At 68.9% G+C, this 21,246-nt stretch carries 25 protein-coding genes; 13 read left to right on the top strand and 12 right to left on the bottom strand.

Going from position 1 to position 21,246, the window contains the following annotated elements; all coding sequences use genetic code 11:
• Window positions 1-10 precede the first annotated feature (10 nt).
• From ACSMFO_RS02940 to ACSMFO_RS02925, 4 genes are read left to right on the top strand one after another with little or no spacing between them, the layout of a single operon-like run.
• Window positions 11-937 (top strand): ornithine carbamoyltransferase, encoded by a 927-nt coding sequence (locus ACSMFO_RS02940; RefSeq protein WP_436456798.1) that lies wholly within the window; start codon window positions 11-13, stop codon window positions 935-937.
• Window positions 934-1,971 (top strand): ornithine cyclodeaminase, encoded by a 1,038-nt coding sequence (locus tag ACSMFO_RS02935; protein ID WP_436456797.1) that lies wholly within the window; start codon window positions 934-936, stop codon window positions 1,969-1,971. Before ACSMFO_RS02940 ends, ACSMFO_RS02935 begins: the two co-directional genes overlap by 4 nt.
• 16 nt (window positions 1,972-1,987) lie before the next feature.
• Window positions 1,988-2,350 (top strand): YrdB family protein, encoded by a 363-nt coding sequence (locus ACSMFO_RS02930; protein WP_436456796.1) that lies wholly within the window; start codon window positions 1,988-1,990, stop codon window positions 2,348-2,350.
• Between the two features lie 12 nt (window positions 2,351-2,362).
• Window positions 2,363-2,764, top strand: coding sequence for a nuclear transport factor 2 family protein (locus tag ACSMFO_RS02925; RefSeq protein WP_436456795.1), 402 nt, complete (start codon window positions 2,363-2,365; stop codon window positions 2,762-2,764).
• A gap of 336 nt (window positions 2,765-3,100) precedes the next feature.
• Here the strand turns inward: ACSMFO_RS02925 and ACSMFO_RS02920 are convergent, their stop codons facing one another.
• Complete coding sequence (locus ACSMFO_RS02920) at window positions 3,101-3,847, bottom strand: dienelactone hydrolase family protein (protein WP_436457065.1); 747 nt, start codon at window positions 3,845-3,847, stop codon at window positions 3,101-3,103.
• Window positions 3,848-3,890: 43 nt separating this feature from the next.
• Complete coding sequence (locus ACSMFO_RS02915) at window positions 3,891-4,661, bottom strand: MBL fold metallo-hydrolase (protein WP_436456794.1); 771 nt, start codon at window positions 4,659-4,661, stop codon at window positions 3,891-3,893.
• A 90-nt stretch (window positions 4,662-4,751) separates the two neighbouring features.
• Here ACSMFO_RS02915 and ACSMFO_RS02910 point away from each other — a divergent pair, with 90 nt between their 5' ends.
• Complete coding sequence (locus ACSMFO_RS02910; RefSeq protein ID WP_436456793.1) at window positions 4,752-5,378, top strand: CGNR zinc finger domain-containing protein; 627 nt, start codon at window positions 4,752-4,754, stop codon at window positions 5,376-5,378.
• Here ACSMFO_RS02910 and ACSMFO_RS02905 read toward each other — a convergent pair.
• Both ACSMFO_RS02905 and ACSMFO_RS02900 read right to left on the bottom strand, forming a co-directional pair.
• A complete protein-coding gene (locus ACSMFO_RS02905; protein ID WP_436456792.1) occupies window positions 5,369-6,502 on the bottom strand; it encodes an FAD-dependent oxidoreductase in 1,134 nt (377 codons plus the stop codon). The two genes, ACSMFO_RS02910 and ACSMFO_RS02905, sit on opposite strands and share 10 nt — an antisense overlap.
• Entirely contained in the window at window positions 6,499-7,173 is a 675-nt protein-coding gene (locus ACSMFO_RS02900; protein ID WP_436456791.1) for a TetR/AcrR family transcriptional regulator, read from the bottom strand. Before ACSMFO_RS02900 ends, ACSMFO_RS02905 begins: the two co-directional genes overlap by 4 nt.
• A 235-nt stretch (window positions 7,174-7,408) precedes the next feature.
• Here ACSMFO_RS02900 and rox point away from each other — a divergent pair, with 235 nt between their 5' ends.
• Together rox and ACSMFO_RS02890 are read left to right on the top strand one after the other, a co-directional pair.
• Window positions 7,409-8,836 carry a rifampin monooxygenase gene (gene rox, locus ACSMFO_RS02895; RefSeq protein ID WP_436456790.1) on the top strand — a complete coding sequence of 476 codons (1,428 nt, stop codon included), beginning with the start codon at window positions 7,409-7,411 and terminating at the stop codon, window positions 8,834-8,836.
• Between the two features lie 68 nt (window positions 8,837-8,904).
• Entirely contained in the window at window positions 8,905-9,285 is a 381-nt protein-coding gene (locus ACSMFO_RS02890) for a VOC family protein (RefSeq protein ID WP_038523413.1), read from the top strand.
• Window positions 9,286-9,310: 25 nt separating this feature from the next.
• Here ACSMFO_RS02890 and ACSMFO_RS02885 read toward each other — a convergent pair whose 3' ends face one another.
• A complete protein-coding gene (locus ACSMFO_RS02885) occupies window positions 9,311-9,757 on the bottom strand; it encodes an Lrp/AsnC family transcriptional regulator (protein ID WP_436456789.1) in 447 nt (148 codons plus the stop codon).
• 92 nt (window positions 9,758-9,849) lie between these two features.
• Here ACSMFO_RS02885 and ACSMFO_RS02880 point away from each other — a divergent pair, with 92 nt between their 5' ends.
• Together ACSMFO_RS02880 and ACSMFO_RS02875 are read left to right on the top strand one after the other, a co-directional pair.
• The gene (locus tag ACSMFO_RS02880; RefSeq protein WP_436456788.1) at window positions 9,850-10,719 is read left to right on the top strand and encodes an LLM class flavin-dependent oxidoreductase; all 870 of its coding nucleotides are present in this window, start codon (window positions 9,850-9,852) and stop codon (window positions 10,717-10,719) included.
• Window positions 10,716-11,141 (top strand): nucleoside deaminase, encoded by a 426-nt coding sequence (locus tag ACSMFO_RS02875; protein WP_436456787.1) that lies wholly within the window; start codon window positions 10,716-10,718, stop codon window positions 11,139-11,141. The genes ACSMFO_RS02880 and ACSMFO_RS02875 overlap by 4 nt, the downstream gene beginning before the upstream one ends.
• Before the next feature lie 366 nt (window positions 11,142-11,507).
• Here the strand turns inward: ACSMFO_RS02875 and ACSMFO_RS02870 are convergent, their stop codons facing one another.
• Window positions 11,508-11,696: a hypothetical protein gene (locus tag ACSMFO_RS02870; RefSeq protein ID WP_037337860.1), complete on the bottom strand. Its 189-nt coding sequence runs from the start codon at window positions 11,694-11,696 to the stop codon at window positions 11,508-11,510.
• Window positions 11,697-11,721: 25 nt separating this feature from the next.
• Between ACSMFO_RS02870 and ACSMFO_RS02865 the strand changes: the two genes are divergently transcribed.
• Window positions 11,722-12,234 carry a CGNR zinc finger domain-containing protein gene (locus ACSMFO_RS02865; protein ID WP_436456786.1) on the top strand — a complete coding sequence of 171 codons (513 nt, stop codon included), beginning with the start codon at window positions 11,722-11,724 and terminating at the stop codon, window positions 12,232-12,234.
• Between the two features lie 15 nt (window positions 12,235-12,249).
• On the opposite strand, the gene ACSMFO_RS02860 is transcribed toward ACSMFO_RS02865, so the two are convergent.
• Window positions 12,250-13,470, bottom strand: a complete 1,221-nt coding sequence (locus tag ACSMFO_RS02860; protein WP_436456785.1) for a hypothetical protein — start codon at window positions 13,468-13,470, stop codon at window positions 12,250-12,252.
• Between the two features lie 151 nt (window positions 13,471-13,621).
• Here ACSMFO_RS02860 and ACSMFO_RS02855 point away from each other — a divergent pair, with 151 nt between their 5' ends.
• The gene (locus ACSMFO_RS02855; protein ID WP_436456784.1) at window positions 13,622-14,377 is read left to right on the top strand and encodes an SDR family oxidoreductase; all 756 of its coding nucleotides are present in this window, start codon (window positions 13,622-13,624) and stop codon (window positions 14,375-14,377) included.
• 51 nt (window positions 14,378-14,428) lie between these two features.
• Complete coding sequence (locus ACSMFO_RS02850; protein ID WP_436456783.1) at window positions 14,429-15,304, top strand: LysR family transcriptional regulator; 876 nt, start codon at window positions 14,429-14,431, stop codon at window positions 15,302-15,304.
• A 333-nt stretch (window positions 15,305-15,637) separates the two neighbouring features.
• Here the strand turns inward: ACSMFO_RS02850 and ACSMFO_RS02845 are convergent, their stop codons facing one another.
• The gene (locus ACSMFO_RS02845; RefSeq protein WP_378415782.1) at window positions 15,638-16,102 is read right to left on the bottom strand and encodes a MarR family winged helix-turn-helix transcriptional regulator; all 465 of its coding nucleotides are present in this window, start codon (window positions 16,100-16,102) and stop codon (window positions 15,638-15,640) included.
• Between the two features lie 94 nt (window positions 16,103-16,196).
• Here ACSMFO_RS02845 and ACSMFO_RS02840 point away from each other — a divergent pair, with 94 nt between their 5' ends.
• Window positions 16,197-17,279, top strand: a complete 1,083-nt coding sequence (locus tag ACSMFO_RS02840; protein ID WP_436456782.1) for an epoxide hydrolase family protein — start codon at window positions 16,197-16,199, stop codon at window positions 17,277-17,279.
• Here the strand turns inward: ACSMFO_RS02840 and ACSMFO_RS02835 are convergent.
• From ACSMFO_RS02835 to ACSMFO_RS02820, 4 genes are all read right to left on the bottom strand, one after another.
• Window positions 17,232-18,440, bottom strand: coding sequence for a glycosyltransferase 87 family protein (locus tag ACSMFO_RS02835; RefSeq protein WP_436456781.1), 1,209 nt, complete (start codon window positions 18,438-18,440; stop codon window positions 17,232-17,234). The two genes, ACSMFO_RS02840 and ACSMFO_RS02835, sit on opposite strands and share 48 nt — an antisense overlap.
• 103 nt (window positions 18,441-18,543) lie before the next feature.
• Window positions 18,544-19,206, bottom strand: coding sequence for a response regulator (locus ACSMFO_RS02830; RefSeq protein ID WP_436456780.1), 663 nt, complete (start codon window positions 19,204-19,206; stop codon window positions 18,544-18,546).
• Window positions 19,203-20,438 (bottom strand): histidine kinase, encoded by a 1,236-nt coding sequence (locus tag ACSMFO_RS02825; RefSeq protein ID WP_436456779.1) that lies wholly within the window; start codon window positions 20,436-20,438, stop codon window positions 19,203-19,205. Before ACSMFO_RS02825 ends, ACSMFO_RS02830 begins: the two co-directional genes overlap by 4 nt.
• Window positions 20,439-20,479: 41 nt before the next feature.
• The gene (locus ACSMFO_RS02820) at window positions 20,480-21,205 is read right to left on the bottom strand and encodes a TetR family transcriptional regulator (protein ID WP_436456778.1); all 726 of its coding nucleotides are present in this window, start codon (window positions 21,203-21,205) and stop codon (window positions 20,480-20,482) included.
• Window positions 21,206-21,246 lie beyond the last annotated feature (41 nt).

Genomic DNA, 21,246 nt, shown 5'->3' with positions numbered 1-21,246 from the left:
GAGCCTTCTCTTGCGTCACCTCATCTCACTCGACGACCTGACCGACGACGATCTGCGCGCCATCGTCCGCCGGGCGGTCGCGCTGGCGGAACGGCCGTGCGCGACGTACTCCACTTTGGACGGTGCGGTCGTCGGTATCCACTTCCGCAAGACCTCCACCCGCACGCGTACCGCGTTCTCCGCGGGTGCGCTGCGGCTGGGCGCCCGGATCATCGCGTACGGCCCGAACGATCTGCAGACCAACACCGGGGAGTCGATCGAGGACACCGGACGCGTGCTGTCGTCGATGCTGGACTTCCTGGTGGCGCGCACCGCGGGCGATCCGGCTGAGCTGCGGGCCATCGCGGCGCAGGACCGGATGGCGGTCGTCAACGCGATGAGCGCCGACGAGCATCCGACCCAGGCGCTGGCGGATCTGACGACGATCGTCCAGCGTTTCGGCCGCGTCGACGGCGTCCGCATGCTGTACGTCGGCGAGGGCAACAACACGGCGGCGGCCTTGGCGCTGGCGCTCAGCCGGTTCCCCGGCACCGAACTGCACCTTCGCACCCCGCCGGGCTACGGCGTCGACCGGGACGTCCTGGAGCGCGCGGGCAAGCACGCCGCCCGGCATGGTTCGTCCCTTGTGGAGCGACACGATGTCCACGATCTGCCCGGCGGCGTCGACATCGTCTACACCACCCGATGGCAGACGACGGGAACGGCCAAACCGGACCCCGATTGGCGCACGGTGTTCGCGCCGTTCCAAGTGACCGCTGACCTGTGGCGGACCAGCCCGGACGCGGTGTTCCTGCACGACCTGCCCGCGCACCGGGGCGAGGAGGTCACGGCCGACGTGCTCGACGGGCCGCGTTCCATCGCCTTCGCCCAGGCGGAGAACAAGCTGTACAGCGCGATGGCCGCGCTCGAGTGGTGTGGCGGGGAGGACCTGGCATGAGCTGGTTCGACGTGGCCGACAGCGGCCTGGCCGGTGCGGGCGAGGTGACGATGCTGTCCCGCGACGAGGTCCGTAAATGCCTGACGAACGTCGACCCGGTCGGCGTCGTCCGCGAGACCCTGGCCGACCACGACCGCGGCGTCGGTCTCCTGCCCGCCGAGGCGTACTTGCGCTGGGAGAACTCGCAAGGCGCCTACACCCGGTCGATCGGGATGCCGGGCGCGGTGCGGTCGGCGTACGGCATGAAGATCATCAACGCCAGCGTGTCGAACCCGGCCAGCGGGCTGGAACGCGCGGGCGGGATCGGCCTGTGCTTCGACGCGGAGACCGCCCGTATCACCACGATCATGGAAGCCGGTCTGCTGAGCGCGGTCCGGACGGCGGCGGTGAGCGCGGTGGGGGTGGACGCACTCGGGTACGGCGGCGCGGTTTCGCTGGCCGTCGTCGGTTGCGGCGCACAGGGCCGGATGCACGCGGCGCTGCTCGCCGAACGGCTGCCGTCACTGCGGAAGGTCACGCTGTACGACCGGTCTCCGGAGGCCGCGCGGGCCTTGGCCGACACTCTGCCGGGGATCTCGGTGCAGGTCTGCCCGACCGCGCGGGAAGCGGTGTCCGCGGCCGAGATCGCCGTGTTCACGACCACGATGGACGTGGGCTACGTCGAGCCGGACTGGGCGTCACCGAGCGCGTTGCTGATCAACGTCTCCCTCGGCGACCTGACGGACGCGGCGTTCCGCGACGCGGCGGCGGTGTACGTCGACGACGTGGACCTGGTCGCCGACAACCCGCGCCGGCCGCTGGGCCGCCTGATGGCGGAAGGCATGTTCGGACGCCCCGGTTCCGCCGGGTCCGCACGTCCCCTCGACGGCACGCTGGGCGGAATCCTCACGGGACGGCACAGCGCGGACGGGGTCGCGTCGCCGTACGTGGTGCTGAACCCGTTCGGCATGGGAGTCCTCGACGTCGCGCTGTACGCGGCGGTCTCCGCGCAGGCCCGGGCGGAGGGGCTCGGTACCGTTGTCCACCTCGGCTGAGCACACAGGGGAAGCCATGAGCGAGCAGCTGTCCGAACCACTCCACGGTGTGCGCGGAACCGCGCTGATCGTGCGGTTCCTCCTCGAGCTCGCCCTGCTGACCGGTGCGGCGGTCGTCGCCTGGCGGCTGGGGCCGGACGGATGGCGGTGGGTGGCCGTGGTCCTCGCTCCGCTCGCCGTCGCGGTGTTCTGGGGACTGTTCCTCGCTGAGAAGGCACGCTTCGTGCTGGCAGAGTCGATCCGGTTCATCCTGGAAACGGCGCTGTTTCTCGGCGTCGGAGCCGGGTTGATCGCCGTCGGGCTGACCTGGCCCAGCGTCATCGGCGTCGCGTTGTGGGCCGCCGACCGGCTCATTCTCGCCGTCACCAAGAACGAGTGAACAGGAGCGGGTATGACCGACGATGTGGCCGGCCGGGTGGTCAAGGCCGAGCAGGACCGGATCCGATGTCTCCTCGACGTGGATCGCGGCACCTACGACCGCTTGCACGCCGAGGAGTACCGGTTGTGCAACCCGACCGGCACGGTGTGGACGAAGGCCGAATACCTGGATCTCCTGACCACCGGGCGGGTCGTCTACCGGGAACTGGCGCTGATCGGTGACGTGGACGCCATCGTCGGCACCGACGTCGTCGTCCTCCGCTACCGGTGCGCCATCGAACTCACCGTCGACGGCGCGGACATCCCGCGGCACGAGGCGTGGCACACCGACGTGTACACCGATGCCGGCGGCATGTGGCGTTGTGTCTGGTCGCAGGCCACCGGCATCTTGGATCTTCCGTCGGCCGCGCCCTGACCTGGCACTCCGCTGGGTGGTCGTGAGTGGCAAGGACGGTTCTGGTGGACCTGTATTTGCCCGCCCGCTGGGCGGGAGCTTGATCAACGGAGGATTCGGGACGTTGAGCGTCCCAAATCCTCCGTTGATCAAGCTTCGAGACCCGTGCTGCCCCCGACGATGTGGGAATTAGGACATTCAACGTCCCAATTCCCACATCGTCGGCACCTGGCACGCCGAGCAGCCAACATCGGACCGGTCAGGTGATTCGAGCGGGGAGGATTCGGGACGCTCAACGTCCCGAATCCTCCCCGCTCGACCGCGTCACGGAGAGATTGCGCTGTCGCCCAGAAGAACTCACGCCTTGAACGTGCTCCCGAGGAGGGCGAGCAGCCTCTCCCAATGGCGTCGCGATCCGGCGGCGTCGAAGGCATCGGTGTCGGACATGGTGTAGCCGTGAACCGTGCCGGGATAGATCTCGCAGCTGTAGTCGACTCCTGCGGCGTCGAACGCGTGGCTGATCTCGGTGATCGCCTCGGGTGTCATGTCGCCCTCGGCGAGGCCGAGGTGGACTTTCGCGGTGAGGCCAGGGATCTGCCGATGGGGACTGTCGGGTTGGTCGGTGACGAGGGCTCCGGGGTGGAATCCCGCGACGGCGGCGACCCGGTCGGGGTGGGCCGTCGCGGTACGCATCGCGAGGACCGCGCCCATGCAGTAACCGATCGCGGCGACGGGTCCGGCGCCGACCTCGGGCTGGGCAGTGAGGAAGTCGAGGTAGGCGCCGGCGTCGCCCAGGGCGCGTTCGGTGGTGTGCGCCTCGATGAGCGGCATGATCTGGCCGAACAGCGCGGGGCGGTCTTCGGCGGTGATGTGGTCGGGAAGGTCGAACACCGGCGCCGGGCGATGCCGGTAAAAGACATTGGGAATCAGGACGTAGTAGCCGTGGTCGGCCAGTTCGCGGGCCATGTCCCACAGGACGGGGCGTGGCCCGAACGCGTCCGGGTACAGGAGGACACCCGGATGCGTTCCGCCTTGCCCGGGGTAGGCGGCGAAGGCGTCGGACCGGCTGTCGGGCGTGGGGATGCTCAGCGTGGTGGAGGGAATGGCGGTGCTCGCTTTCTCGTCGGCGTACCCCGAACGTAGACGATCAAGCTCGGCTCAGGCGCAGCCGATCGGCCAGCCCGGCCGTGGTGAACGCGGCCACCAGCTCGTCGCGGCCTTCGGTGAAGTGGTTCCAGCTGTCGATGTGCACGGGGACGACCGTGCGGGCGCCGAGGATGCGCGTCGCCTCGGCGGCAAGCTCGCTGTCGAGGACGAGCAGGGCGCCGTCGAAGACCGGCTTCAGACGCGGGGCCCCGGCGAAGAGCACGGCGGTGTCGACCGGCCCGAATCGTTCCGCGACCTGCCGGACGACGTCGAGCGAGGCGTTGTCGCCGCTGACGTAGACCGTCGGCAGGCCGTCGCCGGTGAGCACGAAGCCGACGACGTCACCGCTGACCTTGTCCGGCGAAGGTCCGTGGACCGCGGGTGCGGCGGTCACGGTCACGACTCCTCCGCCCGGCCGGTCCAGTTCGACGGTTTCCCAGTTCTCCAGCCCTTTCGCGGTGCCTCCAAGCCTGCCCGCACCGCTGGCCGTGGTGAGGGTCAGCGGCACGTCGGCGAGCAGTTTCCGGCCGGAGTGGTCGAGGTTGTCCGGGTGCTCGTCGTGGGAGAGCAGGACGGCGTCGAGGTGGCCGAGGTCCGCGGGGTTCGCCGACGACGGCGCCGTCTTGGTGAGGCCGGGTCTCCCGTTCGGCCTCGGGTAGTGGCCGGGCTCGTCGAAGGTCGGGTCGGTCAGGAACCGCAGGCCGCCGTACTCGATCAGGGCGGTCGGCCCGCCGAAGACCTGGACGGAGAGCTGGTCGCTGATCTGGTTCATCATCCACCTCACGGATAGGTATTGTTCTTTCCGTGAGTGACCCTATCCAGTTGTCACGGAAGACCGCAACTACTTCCGTGAGAGTTTCTCATGGATGAACTCAGCACCTACCATGAGAACGTGGACGACACCGCTGCCCTTCCTCCTGCCCCGGGCGCCGAGCAGTACGTCGCGCTGGCGCTCGCCAACACCACGATCGCGCTGCCCGGCGGCCAGTTCACCGATTTGCTCGGCACTCCGGTGGCCGCGACGGACTGGCTCGTCGAACGGGGCCTCGCCCCGGTCGACGCCGGTCTTCAGGAGCTGTGCGCCGGTCTGGTCCGCTCGTTGCGTGAGCAGGTGCGGATCTTGCTCGCGTCGCGTTCCTGTTCGGACCCGGCTCCGCAGAGCGCGCTCAACGCCGTCAACGAGGCGCTGAGCAAGGCGCCCACCGCCGAACTGCTGCGTTGGGACCCGGCACGGGGGCTGTATCGCACCGCGTCGCATCCGATCACCCAGATCGTCGAGTACGCGTTGGCGACCCTCGCCGCCAACGCCGCGGATCTGCTGACCGGGCCGGACGCGGAGCGGATCGCGGCCTGCGGTTCCCCGCCGTGCACGCGGTTCTTCCTGCGCAACGGGCGGCGCCAGTGGTGTTCCGTGCGCTGCGGCGACCGGGCCCGTGCCGCCCGCGCCTACGCCAGGCGCTCCCAGCCGGCGGGGTCGGCTCAGCGGTAGGACGCGAAGCGCTCCAGCAACGGCTTCGGGGAGTCTTCGGCGAAGCAGAGGACGAGGCTTTCGGCGGATTCCGCCGCCGACGCCTCACTGCGCGGGAACAGTTCCGTCTCGTAGGCCTTCAGTGCGGCTTCGACGTCGCCGGGATGCGCGGCGAGCGCGAGGCCGAGTTCGGCGCCGTCGAGCATCGCGAGGTTGGCGCCCTCGCCGGCGAACGGCGACATCAGATGGGCGGCGTCCCCGATGAGGGTGACACCGGGCACCCGATCCCAGCGGTGACCGATGGGCAGTGCGTGGATCAGCCGAGGGGTCAGTTCGCCGTCGGCGTCGGTGATCAGCGTGCGCAGACCGGTGTCCCAGCCGTCGAAGTGGTCCAATACGGCGGCCTTCGCCGCCGTGGTGTCGTTGAAATCGATGGTGGAGATCCAGTCCTCGGCGACCTTGAGCGCGATGTAGACGTGGAGGCTGCCGGTGCTGTCGTGGTGTCCCAGAAGCCCTTTGTCCGCACCGAGTGCGAAGAACATGCCGTCGCCGGCGAGCGCGGCGCTCGCGGGGTGACGTTCCTTGGCGTCGTGGAGGTGGATGTCGACGAAGGAGATGCCTTCATAGGCAGGTTCGGCGTCGGAGACCAGGCGGCGGACCTTGGACCACGCGCCGTCGGCACCGATCAGCAGGTCCGTGGTGAACGATGCGCCGTCGGCCAGGGACACCTCGTGCCTGCCGTCGCCGAGCGGGCGTGCGCCGGTGCTTTTGGCGCCCCAGCGCACGGTGCCGTCGGGCAAGGAGCCGAGCAGCAGGTCGCGGAGGTCGCCTCGGGCGACTTCAGGGCGCCCGCCGTCCCCGTCGTCGGTCTCGTCCAGGTGCACGACCGCGTGCCGGTCGAGGATGCGCATGGCCTCGCCGCCGGTGTGCACCAGCGTGCGGAACTCGTCGTGGAGACCGGCGGCGCGCAACGCGACCTGTCCGGAATCCTCGTGGATGTCGAGCATGCCGCCCTGTGTGCGGGCGGACGGTGACGCGTCGAGGTCGAAGACCGCGGCCTCGACGCCGTTGACGTGCAGGACGCGGGCCAGGGTGAGTCCGCCGAGGCCGGCGCCGATGATCGCGATGGGGTGGTGTGTGGTCATGTCGGGTTCCTTTCCGGCGGCAGGCCGGTGTGCGCGATTCCGGTGATCAGCACCTGCAGTCCCCACGACATCCGCTGCTCGGGCCGTCCGGTGAGCAGGTCGGCCGCATGGGCGGCGATCTGGGGATGGGTCGTCTCGTCGGCGTCCCGCACGGCGCGGGCCAGTGCGTCCCAGTCGTCCGGCGAGTCCTGCTCGGCGTGTTCGGCCGCGGTCGACGTCGCGTGCTGCAGGAGGATGTCGATCCCCCAGGCGCGCCGCTCGGCGGGCACGTCGCCCTCGGCGAGCAGGGCGAGCAGGTTCTCGACCAGGCCGAGGTAGTTCTCGCCGCTCGGGCGGGCCACCAGCGCGGAGAGGGCGAGACCGGGGTACTCCAGCAGCGTTTTGGTGTAGGCCGTGAGCAGCCGTTCGAGCCGGTCGCGCCAGGAGCCTTCGGCCGGCGGCAGCGTGATGGTGCCGAGGAGTTCGTCCAGGATCGCCGCGTGCAGTTCCGCGGTGTTGCGGACGTAGACGTAGAGCGAGGCCGCGCCGGTGTCGAGTTCCTGCGCCAGGCGGCGCATCGTGACCTTGCGCAGGCCTTCCTCGCGCAGGATCGCGACCGCGGCGGCGACGATGCCGTCGCGGGTCAGCGCGGGTTTGGCCGGTCGCTCCCGGCGGCTCTTCGCAGGTGCCATGCCACCACTGTAACGAACATGTTCGTTACGAACAAGTTCGTCACAGGTCACAATGATGCCCTGCTGCCTCTAACGGGGGTTTGTCCGTCCACCGCGGACTGAAACGACAACGGCAGAGAGATCGACTCTCCCTGCCACTTCTAACGTATAACGCACCTGGGGGCTTGCGGCAAGACCCCGGTCATGCCGCAGAATCCCCCGCCGGACAACACGAGCTCGACAATCGGGGGAACTCTTGATCGACGTGATCATCGCCGGCGGCGGACCGACCGGCATGATGCTGGGCGCCGAACTGCGACTGCACGGCGTGCAGGTCGTCGTCCTGGAAAAGGATCCGGAACAGTCCAAGGTCGTCCGCTCGATGGGCCTGCACGCGCGCAGCATCGAGGTGATGGACCAGCGCGGTCTGCTGGAGCGTTTCCTCGAATACGGCAAGAAGTATCCGGTCGGCGGCTCCTTCGCGGGCATCATCAAACCGGCGCCCGTGCTGGACAGCGCGCACGCCTACATCCTCGGCATCCCCCAGACCGTCACCGACCGCCTGCTCATCGACCACGCCGCCGAGGTCGGCGTCGACATCCGGCGCGGCTGCGAAGTGACCGGCCTGACGCAGGACGAGGACGGCGTGGACGTCGAACTGGCCGACGGGACGAAGCTGCGTTCGCGCTACCTCGTCGGCTGCGACGGCGGCCGCAGCACCGTGCGCAAGCTCCTCGGGATCGACTTCCCCGGCGAGCCCGCCACCGCCGAGACACTCCTGGGCGAGATGGAACTGACCGAGGACTGGGAAACTGTGCTCGCCGTGATGACCGAGGTCCGCAAGACCCAGCTGCGGTTCGGCCTCTCCCCCATCGGCGACGGGGTGTACCGGGTCGGCGTGCCCGCCGAAGGCCTCGCCGAGGACCCGCGGATCCCGCCGACCTTCGACGAGATCAAACGACAGCTCAAAGCGGTCGCCGGAAGCGACTTCGGCGTGCACTCGCCACGCTGGCTCTCCCGCTTCGGCGACGCGACGCGGCTGGCCGAGCGCTACCGGGCGGGACGCGCGTTCCTGGCGGGCGACGCGGCGCACATCCACCCGCCGGTCGGCGGGCAGGGGCTCAACCTCGGCGTGCAGGACGCGTTCAACCTCGGCTGGAAACTCGCGGGCGCGATCAACGGCTGGGCGCCGGACGACCTGCTGGACACCTACCACACCGAACGGCATCCCGTGGCCGCCGCGGTACTCGACAACACCCGCGCGCAAATGCAGCTGATGTCGCTCGATCCGGGCTCGCAGGCGGTCCGGCGGCTGCTGGCGGAACTGATGGACTTCGAGGACGTCAGCCGGTATCTGACCGAGAAGATCACCGCGACCGCGATCCGCTACGACTTCGGCGAGGGACACGAACTGCTCGGCCGCCGCATGCGCGACCTGGAGCTCAAGCAGGGCCATCTCTACGGACTGACCCGCGGCGGCCGCGGCCTGCTGCTCGACCAGACCGGCTCGCTCTCGGCGCGAGGCTGGGCGGATCGGGTCGACCACGTCGTCGACACCAGCGAGGAACTCGAGGTACCTGCGGTACTGCTGCGCCCGGACGGACACGTGGCCTGGGTCGGCGAAGACCAGGACGAGCTGGCCGAGGCGTTGCGCCGGTGGTTCGGCGAGGGCGAAGTCCTCTAGCGCGCCAGGTCCGGCGGTTATTGGCTGGTGGCGTTCCGAATCCGACGCCACGACAGGAGTTGATGACCATGGCCGGACGGGTCGTGCATTTCGAGATTCCGTTCGAGGACGGCGAACGCGCACGTGGCTTCTACCGGGAGGTCTTCGGTTGGAAGGCCGACACGATGCCCGGGATGGACTACACGATGGTCGCTTCGGGGCCGACCGCCGAGACCGGCATGCCCTCGGAGCCGGGCTACATCAACGGCGGCATGCTGGCGAAGGAGTTCAGCCCCGCGTCGGGCCCGGTGATCGTGCTCGACGTCGACAGCGTCGACGACACGCTCGCGGTCATCGAGAAGCAGGGCGGCGCGACGCTCGTCGGCCGGACCGCGGTCGGCGACATGGGTTTCTCCGCCTATTTCAAGGACACGGAAGGCAACGTCATGGGGCTCTGGGAGACCGCGTGATCCGCAGGGCCCGTGGCCGGTGCGGTCACGGGCCCTGCGGCCCCCGATAGGGCAACGTCTGGTTGTAGACGATGTTGGTGTTCGTGCTCCCGAGCAGCGCGAGCTCGTTGACGATCTCCTCCAGCCGCCCCATCGACGGGGAGGCGATCTTCAGCGAATAGCAGTCGTCGCCGGTCGTGCGGAGGCATTCGAGGATCTCCGTCCGCTCGGCCAGGAGCTTGTGCAACGGCGCGTGCTTGCTGCCCGGATACTTCAACCGCACCACCGCCAGCACCACGTACCCGGCCTTCTCCAGGTCGACCTCGGCGCGATAGCCGGTGATCACCCCGGCCGACTCCAGCCGCTTGACCCGTTCCGTCGTCGCCGACGCGCTCAAGCTGACCCGCTTACCCAGCTCGGTGAGCGGAAGGCGTCCGTCCTTCTGGAGCTCCACCAGGATCGCCCAGTCCGTCGCGTCGAGAGTCTCGGCCATCCGGCCAGAATACCGGCAGATCCACGGCGGAAGCCGCCATACGCCGGGAAAGATCCCTTCCGGGGTTTCCGCCTCGCCGATAGCCTTGACCTGTGCGAATAGGTGTCAACGTCCCGAACTTCGGCCCGGGGACCGACCCCGGGATCCTCCGCGGCTGGGCCACCACGGTCGAAGGCCTCGGCTACGACCTGCTCATGGTGTCCGATCACGTCGCCATCACCCCCGACGTCGCCGAGCAGTACCCGGCGCCGTTCTACGAACCGTTCACGACGCTGTCGTGGCTCGCCGGCGTGACGACCAGGATCCGGCTGGGCACCACCGTGCTCATCGTCCCGTACCGGCATCCGCTGCTGATCGCCCGCATGGCCGCGAATCTGAACCAGCTCAGCGACGGACGGCTGGTGCTCGGCGTCGCGTCCGGCTGGGCGCGCCAGGAGTTCGAAGCCCTCGACGTCCCGTTCGAGAAACGGGGACGGCTGACCGACGACCACCTCGACGCCGTCCGGAAGGCCTGGGCCGACGACGCCGACTACCGCGCCGGCGACATCCCGATCTGGGTCGGCGGCAACAGTGACGCCGGCATCCGCCGCGCCGTCCGGGTCGGGGACGCCTGGCATCCGCTGCGGGCCACCCTCCCCTGGCTCACCGAAGCGCTCACCAGGGTCAAGACCATCGCCGACGCACACGACCGGCCGGTCCCCGCGTTCACGCCGCGGATCCTGCTGAACATCACCGAACGCCCGGTCACCACACCCGATCGCGCGGCCGGGGAAGGCACGATCGAGCAGATCGTCGACGACCTCGACCGGCTTCGCCACCTCGGCGCCGAGACGGTCGTCCTCGACCCGTTCTCCGGTGATCCCGAAGAGACCCTGCGGCCGGAATCCGCGTGGCAGGCTTTGGCGACCGTCGCCGCACACTGGGAACTGGGCCGATACCGAACCGAACAGGACCGACCATGACCGACGAAGACGAGAAGTTCCTCCGCCGCGCCATCGAGCTCGCCGCGAAGTCCCGCGCCGACGGCGATCCGCCCTTCGGCTCATTGCTCGTCGGCCCCGATGGGACGGTGCTGGCCGAGGACCACAACACCACGGTGTCCCAATCGGACATCAGCCTGCACCCGGAGCTGAAACTCGCCGTGTGGGCCGCGCGCGAACTCGAACCCGCCGTCGCCGCGGCGACCACGATGTACACCAGCTGCCAGCCGTGCGGGATGTGCCAGGGCGCCATCGAACGCTCGGGCCTGGGCCGCGTCGTGTTCGCCCTTTCCGGCGAACAGGTCACCGCGCTCAAACCGCCGGCCACGGCGCCGCCGGTTCGCCTGGATGGTCCGTCGTTGTACGACGAGGCCCGCGTCCCGGTCGAGGGCTACTACACCTAGAGCCGGGTGTTTGGGTCGTTAAGGCCGAGGCTGCCTTCGGTACCTACTGAATGTGGGGCAGTTGGCCGCGGTACATGAAGGCCCCCTTCCTTGCGCTAGACGCAACGAAGGGGGCCTTCATGTACCGCAGAACCGAGTAAGGGCGGCGATGGCAGCGAGGGGCGCGGCTCCTGCGCCCGAACCGCGGCTCCCCGTAGCCGACCGGGGGCGAAGGCTCCTTTCGTCGCATCAGACTCGGTGAAGGGAGCCTTCAGCCCACACCACTCCGCTAGTGCCGACCCGCGCAGGTTGGATCAGCCGCAGCCGCGCTCCGCGTAGGTACTTAAGACACCCTTGGCTCTAACGACCAAAACACTCACGACCCCGTCAAAGCCGAGCCGACCCCAGCTGCGACCTCGTCGCCCCGATCACCACACCGTCCACCCGCGCGAGCCAGCTCCCGCACAGACATCGGACGTACTCCAGCCTCCCCTGGGAGACCCGCTGGGACGTCGTCGCACTTCCAGGCAGTTCGGCCAGCGGCCAGCCACACCGCGGGCACTTGTTCGCTTCCATACCCCGATCGTGCTGTAATGAGTCAATGCACTTCAACCCTTACGGCGGGGCTGCCTCGCAGATCGCCGCCGAGCTGGTCAACCTGGGCGACGCCGCCGACCCGGCCACGCTCACCGCGATCTTCAAGGACCGCATGACCGTCTCCGCCGTACAGGACCACGAAGCGACCGAAATCGTCGCCTGGACCAAGAGACTCCGACGCGTCTTCGAAGCCGACCCGGACACCCGCGTCGACCTGGTCAACGCCCTGCTCCACGACTCCGCGTCCAAGCCCTACATCTCCACCCACGACGGCAAAGCACCCCACCTGCACTACGTCGACGCACAGGCCGGCACCGCACCCCGGGTCCGGGCCTACACCGCAGGCGGACTCGCGCACCTCGTCTGCGACGCCCCGGACCGCTTCGGCGTCTGCTCACGCGAAGGCTGCGAAACCGTCTACGTCGACGTCTCCCGCAACGGCCGCCGCCGGTTCTGCTCAACCCGCTGCGCCACCAGGGTCCACGTCGCCGACCACCGCACCCGGCAGGCGATCTAGGGCGTGAAACACGCCCTAGATCGCGTACCGCCACGCAGTCAGCGCGTGCGCCGAGAACCACGCACCCAGCACCACCCACGCCACCGCGGCCGCCACCGCCGTCACCGTCCGCCGCTTCGACAACCCGATCGCGATCGGCACCAGCACCGGGAAAGCAGGCAGGATGAACCGGATCTTCGCATCCGGCAGCCCCCGCGTGCCGATGGCCAGCAACAGCACCCCGGCCCCGTAGAGCGTCAACGGCCACGGCACCCGGATCAACGCCGCCACCAGCACCAACGCCACCGCACCCAGCAGCAGCAACACCGTCAGCGTGCTGAACACCGACTCGTCCCCGGTCAACCGCGCCAGCACCGAATCCGCGGTCTCCGCACCGAAGTCGAACTCGGTGTTCCAACCCCGCAACTCGATGTCCTGCCAGCCGGTCCAACTCCCCGTCCGGTACGCGACGAACCCCAGATACCCCGCCACCCCCAACGGAGCGATCACCGCACCCGCGAGCGCCCACCAGCGCTTCTCACCACGCCGGAAGACCTCGATCAACGCGGCCACGACCACCACCGCGACCAGCACCACCGCCGTCGACCTCGACAACCCGGCCCCGAAAGCACAAAAGCCGGCCAGCAACCAACGCCGTTCCAGCACACCCACCAGCGCCCAAACGGCGAGCGCGCAGAACACCGCCTCCGTGTAAGCCATCGAGAACACGATCGCCATCGGCGCACCGGCCCACAACGCCACCAGCAGCAACCCGGTCCGGTCACCCCGTTCCGGCGACACCGCCCGCCCGAACCGGATCAGCCCGCACGCCAGCACCAGCCCGGCCAGCACCGACACCGTCAGCGCCGCCGTCACGACATCGGGCCCGAGCCACATCACCGCACCGACGAGCTTCGGATACAACGGGAAGAACGCCATCGGGGCGTCCGGATACGGCTGCCGCGCCGCGTCCAGCGTCCCCGGCAGATCCGCGTACCCGTGCACCGCCAGCCGCAGATACCACTGCCCGTCCCACGCCGTCAGCCGATCGGTCAACGTCGCACCACGCCGGGCCGCCAGCAGATCGAGCAACTGGACACTCGCCGTGCGGATCACGAGATACAGCAGGATCGCCCTCGGATAAGGCGACCGCGCCAGTCTGTCGAGGACTCTCTCGAACACACGCGCCGGACGCCCCTGCCGGGTCGCCTCCTCGGGGGCAGCGGGCTGATCAAGGTCGTCGACTTCTCGGAGCACGATCAGAGTGTCCACAATGTGAAGTCATCTCGCCGTTCGATCCCGGAGATTCCCAGCTCCACGCAGGTGGGAAAGCCCACAAACCCCGCTTGTGACCCCACCTCGATCTTGTGTTTCCCAGCCCCCGCCCCCGGCTCCTACGTTCGAAGTCATGAGCGAACAGAACCTGAACGGAACAGTGGCGATCATCGCCGGCGGCGCGAAGAACCTCGGTGGACTCCTCTCCACCACACTCGGCGAAGCCGGCGCCAAGGTCGTCGTCCACTACCACGGCGACGCCTCCGCGGCCGACGCCGACAAGACCGTCGAGGCCGTCCGCGGTTCCGGCTCCGAAGCCGTCGCCGTCCAAGGCGACCTGACCAAGGTCGCCGACGTCCGCCGCCTCTTCGACACCGCCGTCGACACCTTCGGCGGCGCCGACATCGCGGTCAACACCACCGGCATGGTCCTGCGCAAGCCGATCCTCGAAACCACCGAAGAGGACTACGACCGCATGTTCGCGGTCAACGCGAAAGCCGCCTACTTCTTCATCCAGGAAGCCGGACGGCGCCTCTCCGACAACGGCAAGATCATCAGCCTCGGCACCTCACTGCTCGCGGCCTTCACCGACGGCTACTCCACCTACGCGGGCGGCAAAGCCCCGCTGGAACACTTCACCAGGGCCGCCGCCAAGGAGTTCGCCGACCGCGGCATCTCGGTCAACGTCGTCGCCCCCGGCCCGATGGACACCCCGTTCTTCTACCCGCAGGAAACCCCCGAGCGGGTCGAATTCCACAAGTCCCAGGCCAAGGGCGGACGACTGACGAAAATCGAGGACATCGTGCCGATCATCCGCTTCCTCACCACCGACGGCGGCTGGTTCACCGGCCAGACGATGTTCCCGAACGGCGGCTACACCACGCGCTGACCCTTACCCTGACCAAGACGCCGTAGACCGGAAACGAAGGGGAACCCCGGGGTGGGCCTGGACCTGTACAAGCTGAACCACCTCATCGCCGTCGCCGAAGAAGGCAGCTTCACCCGCGCGGCGACCAGGCTGCACCTGAGCCAGCAGGCGCTGTCGACCTCGGTGCGCACGCTCGAGCGGGAAGTCGGCGTCCCTCTCCTCGAGCGAAGCGCCACCGGGGTCACCGTGCTCCCCGCCGGCCAGGCACTGATCGCCGACGCCCACCTCCTCCACGGCATCGCCGACTCCGCCGTCCAGCGCGCCCGCCGCATCGGCCGGAGCGAACCGGAACGACTCCGCGTCGGCCACACCCCCGCCGTCACCGGCGACGAGGTCACCACCCTGCTGCGCAAACACCAGACCGACCCCGACCTCGTCATCGACGTCAACCAGCGCTACCCCGACGAACTCGTCGCACAACTGCTCGGCGGACAACTGGACCTCGGCCTCGGCCGCGCGCTGACCCTCGCGCACGGCCTGGTCGGGACCACCCTGATCCGGCAGCGGCTCAACGTCGCCGTCGCCGCCGGTCACCGCCTCGCCGACCGCGAGACTCTCGGGTTGAGCGACCTCGACGGCGAAGAGATCACCGTCTGGGGCCACCCCGGCCGGTCCGGATACACCGATCTGCTCGTCAACCTCTGCCGCGACGCGGGATTCGAACCACACGTCCGCCGCAACCCCATCCAGGGAACGCCACCCGTCACCGCCGTCCTCGACAGCGAAGCGGTCGCCTTCGTGACCGCGCCACCCGGCCCGGCGGCGGGCGGCGCGGTCATGGTCAGGGAGCTGCACCCGGCCGTGCACGTACCCCTGCAAGCCCTTTGGCCGCAGCACAGCACTTCCGACGCCCGTCAGGGATTTTTGGCTTCCGCTCAGGGGTTCTAGAGTGGTGAGGACGGTTCTATCGAGGGGTGAGGCAAAGGTGTCGTGGTCGGTGCGGGTGGTCGTGAGTGGCGTTTCGGGTGCTAACCCGAACGCCACTCACGACCAGCGCTTGGCCAGGGCTGAAGGCTCCCTTCGCCGCATTAGACGTGGTGAAGGGAGCCTTCGCGCCATCGCTGGCCCCGCCCGCGAACACGACACGCTTGACCTATCCCTCAATAAGGCGCCACCGTTGCCCTGCTGGTCGGTGATCGCCCCTTAAGAACAGTCGAGAGCACCTCATCGCATGCGATGAAAGCCCCCTTCAGCCACCCCGGGGCCAGAGAACTCAGGACCCTAGCCGGCCTCACCGCTTCGCCGGTCGTGGTGATCCAGCAACTTCGACAGCAGATCGGTGAACCGCTTCCGCTCGTCGGACGAAAGCGGTGCCAGCAGTTCTTCCTGGCGTTCGGCCAGCTGTTTCTCCAGCCGTCGCAGCTGCCGCTTGCCCGCCGTCGTCAGTGAGACGACGTTGCGCCGCCGATCAGCCGGATCCGGGGCACGCTCGACCAGTTCGCGCTCGGCCAGCTCGTTGATCGTCGCGACCATCTCGCTCACGTGGATGCCGCTCCGGCGGCCCAGCGCCGCCTGGCTGGCAGGCCCGAACTCGTCCAGCGTCGCCAGCACGCGGTAGTGGTAGCCGCGGGCGTCGGCCGCGGAGAACCCGTCGGTCACCAGGCGATGCGCGTGGTTCGCGGTCTGGGTGAGCAGCCAGCTTGGCAGCGTTCGCCAGCCGCCACGCGGTTCCGAGGGGTCGTCCATGTGACGAGTCTAACGAATCGTTGGGCGCCCGAACGATTGCGGTATCGTTGGGTCACCAAACGTTTAGCGACCCAACGAACCGAGGAGATCCGCCGTGATCAAGCCCTTCCACATCGACATCCCCCAGGCCGACCTCGACGACCTCGCCGACCGGCTCGCCCACACCCGCTGGCCCAACGAGGTCGCCGACGCGGGCTCGGACTACGGCTTCCCGCTCGCCCGACTCAGAGAACTCGCCGAATACTGGCGAACCGGCTACGACTGGCGCGCCCACGAAGCCGAACTCAACAAGCTGCCGCACTTCACCACCGAGATCGAAGGCCAGAACGTCCACTTCGTACACATCCGATCGGAGAACCCGGACGCCCTCGCGCTGGTCCTCACCCACGGCTGGCCCGGATCGTTCCTCGAGTTCCTGGGCATGATCGAGCCGCTGGAGCGCGATTTCCACCTGGTGATCCCCTCGATTCCGGGTTACGGCTTCTCGGGGCCGACCCATGAACGCGACTGGAGCGTCGAGCGCATCGCCCGGGCCTGGGCCGAGCTGATGCGCCGCCTCGGCTACGAGCGCTACGGCGCCCAAGGCGGCGACTTCGGCTCGGGCATCTCGACAGCGCTCGGCGCAGTCGCACCGGAGCACGTGGTCGGCGTGCACGTGAACTACCTGCCGACCCGGCCGGATCCCGGAGCCGGCATCGAACTGTCCGAAGAGGACGAAGCCCGCCTCGACAAGGTGAAGCGGCTCATGGCGAATCGCCCGCCGTATCAGGCCCTGCAGGTCGCCACTCCGCAGACCATCGGCTACGCGTTGACCGACTCGCCGGTCGGCCAGCTGGCATGGATCGCCGAACGTTTCGCGCAGTGGACGGACCCGCGCACGCCGGTCGACGACGACCGCATGCTCACCGACGTCTCGCTGTACTGGCTGACCGCCACCGCGGCTTCGTCCGCACGGCTGCACCACGACGCCGGAAAGGTGAACCTCCCCTGCCGCGTGCCGCTCGGCGTCGCCGTGCTCCCGTACGACATCACGCAGTCCGTCCGCCCACTGGCCGATCGGTTGTTCGACATCAGGCACTGGTCGGAATTCGACCGTGGCGGCCACTTCGCAGCTATGGAGGTTCCGGATCTACTGGCCGCCGACGTCGAGGATTTTTTCCTCGGCCTTGCCGAGTAGTTGCAATCTTTTACGTCGCCCGACTGTATAGGTCGTTATACATTTGAAGAGGGGGACGAGCCCCGCGACGAGGGCGGAGATCAGGTACGCGTTGCCGATGACGGCCTCCACGACGCTCCAGTCGCGTTCGGCTCCTCCCCCGTTCGGGACCACGGCGACCGTCCAACCGGTGAACAGGACGGCGACCACGAGCGCCGTCCTGCGCCCTCCCCTGGCGACGAGAAGGCCGAGCGTGGGCACCACCCACACCCAATGGTGGGTCCAGGAGATCGGGCTGAGCAGCAGGGAGCAACCCGCCGTGACCAGCAACGCCGCACGATCGTCCCCCTCGCGGTGGAGCAGATGCACCAGCCACATCGCCGCGGCCGCGCACAGCGCGCCGAACACCACGATCACCACCGTGGCCGTCCGTCCTTCCTGGACGGTCCGCGCGATGAAACCTTGCCATGACTGGTTCCCCACCCAGCCCTTCATCTCGGCGAAGTGATCGTTGAAGATCGCCGAAGTCCAGTAGCGGACGGAGTCCGAAGGAAGGACGACCATCGCGAACGTCGTCGCGCAGAGAAAGGCGGCGAGCCCACGGACGGCGTCCGCGGTCCTCCTGACCACCAGGAGGTGGACGAGGAAGATCAGCGGGATCAGTTTGACGGCGGCGACGAGCCCGACGGCGATCCCCCGATAGCGCGAATCACGCAGGAGGACCATGTCCGCGACCACGGCGGCCATGAGAACGAGGTTGACCTGCCCGAGGCCGACGGTCTGCCACACCGGTTGCAACGCGAAAGCGCCGAGCAGCAGCAGCGGAAGGTAGGCCCGCTGGGCGAACGGCCGGAGCGCGACGTACAGCGACGGTGCGGCGGCCAGCGCGAGCAGGCCCCAGGACAGCTGAGCGGGCAACGCGGTCAGCGAGGTGAACAGCAGCGCGGCGAACGGCGGATACGTGAACGGGAGCTCCGGCGCCCATTCGGGGAGCGCGCGCAGCGGCGAATACAGGCTTTCCCCGTGCACCACGGCGAATCCGCCTGCCCGGTAGACCGCCGAATCGGCACCGAGCGGCGTATCCGAGAGCCACCAGACGAGCGCGACCACGACGAAAACGGCCATGGCTCCGCCGACGACGATCAACGCCGGGTCTGCGCGCGGCCCTTTTGACGAATGCATGGCGGAACGATCTCCCGAACCCTGGCCGGAAGGCATCGCCCCGCGGAACCGTCTTGGCACCACTACCCCGGTACCCGATCTCGCGCGGACCCCTACCCCGGTATCAGGGCGTGCTTCCCGGCACGACGAGCCCGGCTTCGTAGGCGACCATGACCGCTTGCGCGCGATCGCGCACGCCGAGTTTCGCGAAAACCCTGCTGACGTGGGATTTCGCGGTCTGCTCGGCGATCACCAGCGCTTCGGCGATCTCCGCGTTGGAAAGGCCACGCGCGATCAGCCTGAGCACTTCCGTCTCCCGCGCGGTCAGCTCGGTCACGAGAGAACGCCCAGTGTGCGCCGAGGCGTGTGTGCGGGTGAACTCGCCGATCAGTCGCCTGGTGATGGTCGGCGCGAAGAGCGCGTTGCCCGCGGACACCACCCGGACGGCGGTGACCAGGTCGTCCAGGGGCGAGTCCTTCAGGAGGAACCCGCTGGCGCCCGCCCGCAGCCCGCCGAACACGTACTCGTCGATGTCGAACGTGGTGAGGATCAGCACGCGGACCTCCGGCCTGCCCGCCACGATCCGCCGGGTCGCCTCGAGACCGTCGAGTTCGGGCATGCGGACGTCCATCAGCACGACATCCGGTCCGAGGTCGATGCACAGCGCGACGGCGGTGTTCCCCTCCGCGGCCTCCCCGACCACCCGGATGTCGGGCTGCGCGTCGAGCACCGCGCGGAAACTCTGCCGGACCATCGTCTGGTCGTCGGCGATGACCACCGAGATCACGGTTCCGGACGCCCCTCACGATCGAGCGGAACGGTCAAGGCGACGCGGAAACCGCCGTCCGTGCGCTCCCCTGCCTCAAGATCAGCCGCGAGCATAGCGGCCCGCTCCCGCATCCCCACCAGACCGTGCCCGCTTCGTGCCTGTTCTGTCCTTTTCGGACCGTCGCCGGGGCCGTTGTCGATGCGCAGCCGGACCGACCCCGGATCGGCCGTGAGTTCGACGGAGATCGCCGCCCCTGGCGCGTGCTGGATCGCGTTGCTGAGCGCCTCCTGCACGATCCGGAACACCGACAGCGCGACCCCGACCGGAACGGTGCCGAGGTCGCCGCGCAGGTCGAGCGCACAAGCGGTGCCTGCGGCCTTGACCCCTTCGACGAGTTCGACCACCTTGCCCAATCCCGGCTGCGGAGCGATCGCCGGCGCGTGTTCCTCGGACCGGAGCACACCGAGCAGTCTGCGCAGCTCGGTCAAGCCCTCGCGGGCGGTCCCGGCGAGGTCGGCGAACTCCTGCCAGATTTCGGCTTCGCGATCGGCCTTGCCGTGATCAGCGAAACGGAATCGCGCCGAGTCGGCGCGCAGCGCGAGCACGGACATGTGGTGCGCGACCACGTCATGCAGCTCCCGCGCGATTCCCGCGCGCTCCTCCAGCAGAGCCGCCCGGGTCTCCTCGGCGAGCCTGCGTTCCTGCTGCGCCGCGCGTTCTTCTTCGGCGAGCCTGCGCTGACGCACCGTGTTGCCGAGGAAGAACAGGATCCCGCCCAGCAGCACGAGCAACGCCGCGTCCCGCCAGTCGCGGAGGAACGGGGCGGCGGCACCGAACGAGATCAGCCCTGCCCAGGCGAGCTCCGGCTGATCGTTGCTCTCCCCCACCAGGTAGAAGACGAGGGCCGCGGTGAGCGCGAAGCCCGGCGCCCACGGCCAGCCCCACGATCCGGCGATTCCGGGCAAGGTCAGCGGAGTGCTGATGATGCCGACGATCAGCAGGCGCCAACCCCACAGCGGCGAGCGCACCGCCAGCAGGCACGGCAGCACGGAGATGAGCACGTTGAACGTCTTCACCGGCGCCGGCACCGAAACCGTCGAGAACGTGACGAAACCCGCCCACAGTCCACAACCGACGATCGCGAGAGCGCGCAGCCAGCGCAGCCCCGCCGAACGCTTCGGCGGGGCATCCGTTCCGGCGTAGGCCGTGTAGCGCAGGGCGGCCAACCACAGCCGCTGACGGTCGATCATCAGGTACGACCCTACCGATGGCACTGAGTGCCAGATGAGACCTACGACTCGTTCAAGGCGGCGTTGACCTTGGCGATGACGGCGTGCAGCGGCGTCGCCGTGGTCATCACCGCCACCACCGTCGTTTCGGCCGCGGGCTCCTCGACCCGGAACGCGTCGATCACCAGCGCGAAGGCCTCCGCCGCGCTGGCGGCGATGTCGTCCTGCCCGCCACTGCGCAGCCAGCTCCGCAGCACGTGGTTGTTCGCGGCCGCGATCGCCGCGGCGGCCACCGCCGCCCTCAGGCTCGCCGTCTCGTCACCCTGCTCGGTGAAACGCGCCCGCAGGTAGCGGGCGAGCACGCGCTGATAGCGGTCGACGGTCGCGACCTCCTTGTCCCGCAGGGACGGAACCGTTCGGGTGAGGGTGAACCGTTTGAGCGACACGTCGAGTTCGGCGGCGTAGGAGTCGAGGACCAGACCGACGGCCTCACAGGCCACCTCCACCGGATCACGATCCGGGTCCGCGGCGGCGAACGTCTCCTCCATCTCGGCCACGATCTCGTCGTGGTTGGCGAAGAGCACGTCGTCCTTGGCGTCGAAGTACCGGAAGAACGTCCGGCGGCCCACTCCCGCGGCGGCCGCGATCTCGTCCACCGTGGTGGCCTCGTAGCCCTTGGCCGCGAACAGGTCAACGGCCGCCGCGGCGAGCGCACGGCGCAGTTTGCGCCTCCCCGCGGGGGTTGCGCCGGCTCTGGTCACCGGCGCTCGGCGCGGCGAATCGGTCATAGCGGGACGGTAGCAGCCACTTGCTAGTGGCACTGAGTGCC

Origin of the sequence: Amycolatopsis sp. w19 (genome assembly GCF_051373225.1) — a bacterium.
Classification (GTDB): domain Bacteria; phylum Actinomycetota; class Actinomycetes; order Mycobacteriales; family Pseudonocardiaceae; genus Amycolatopsis; species Amycolatopsis japonica.
This window is presented reverse-complemented; position numbering and strand designations above follow the sequence as displayed.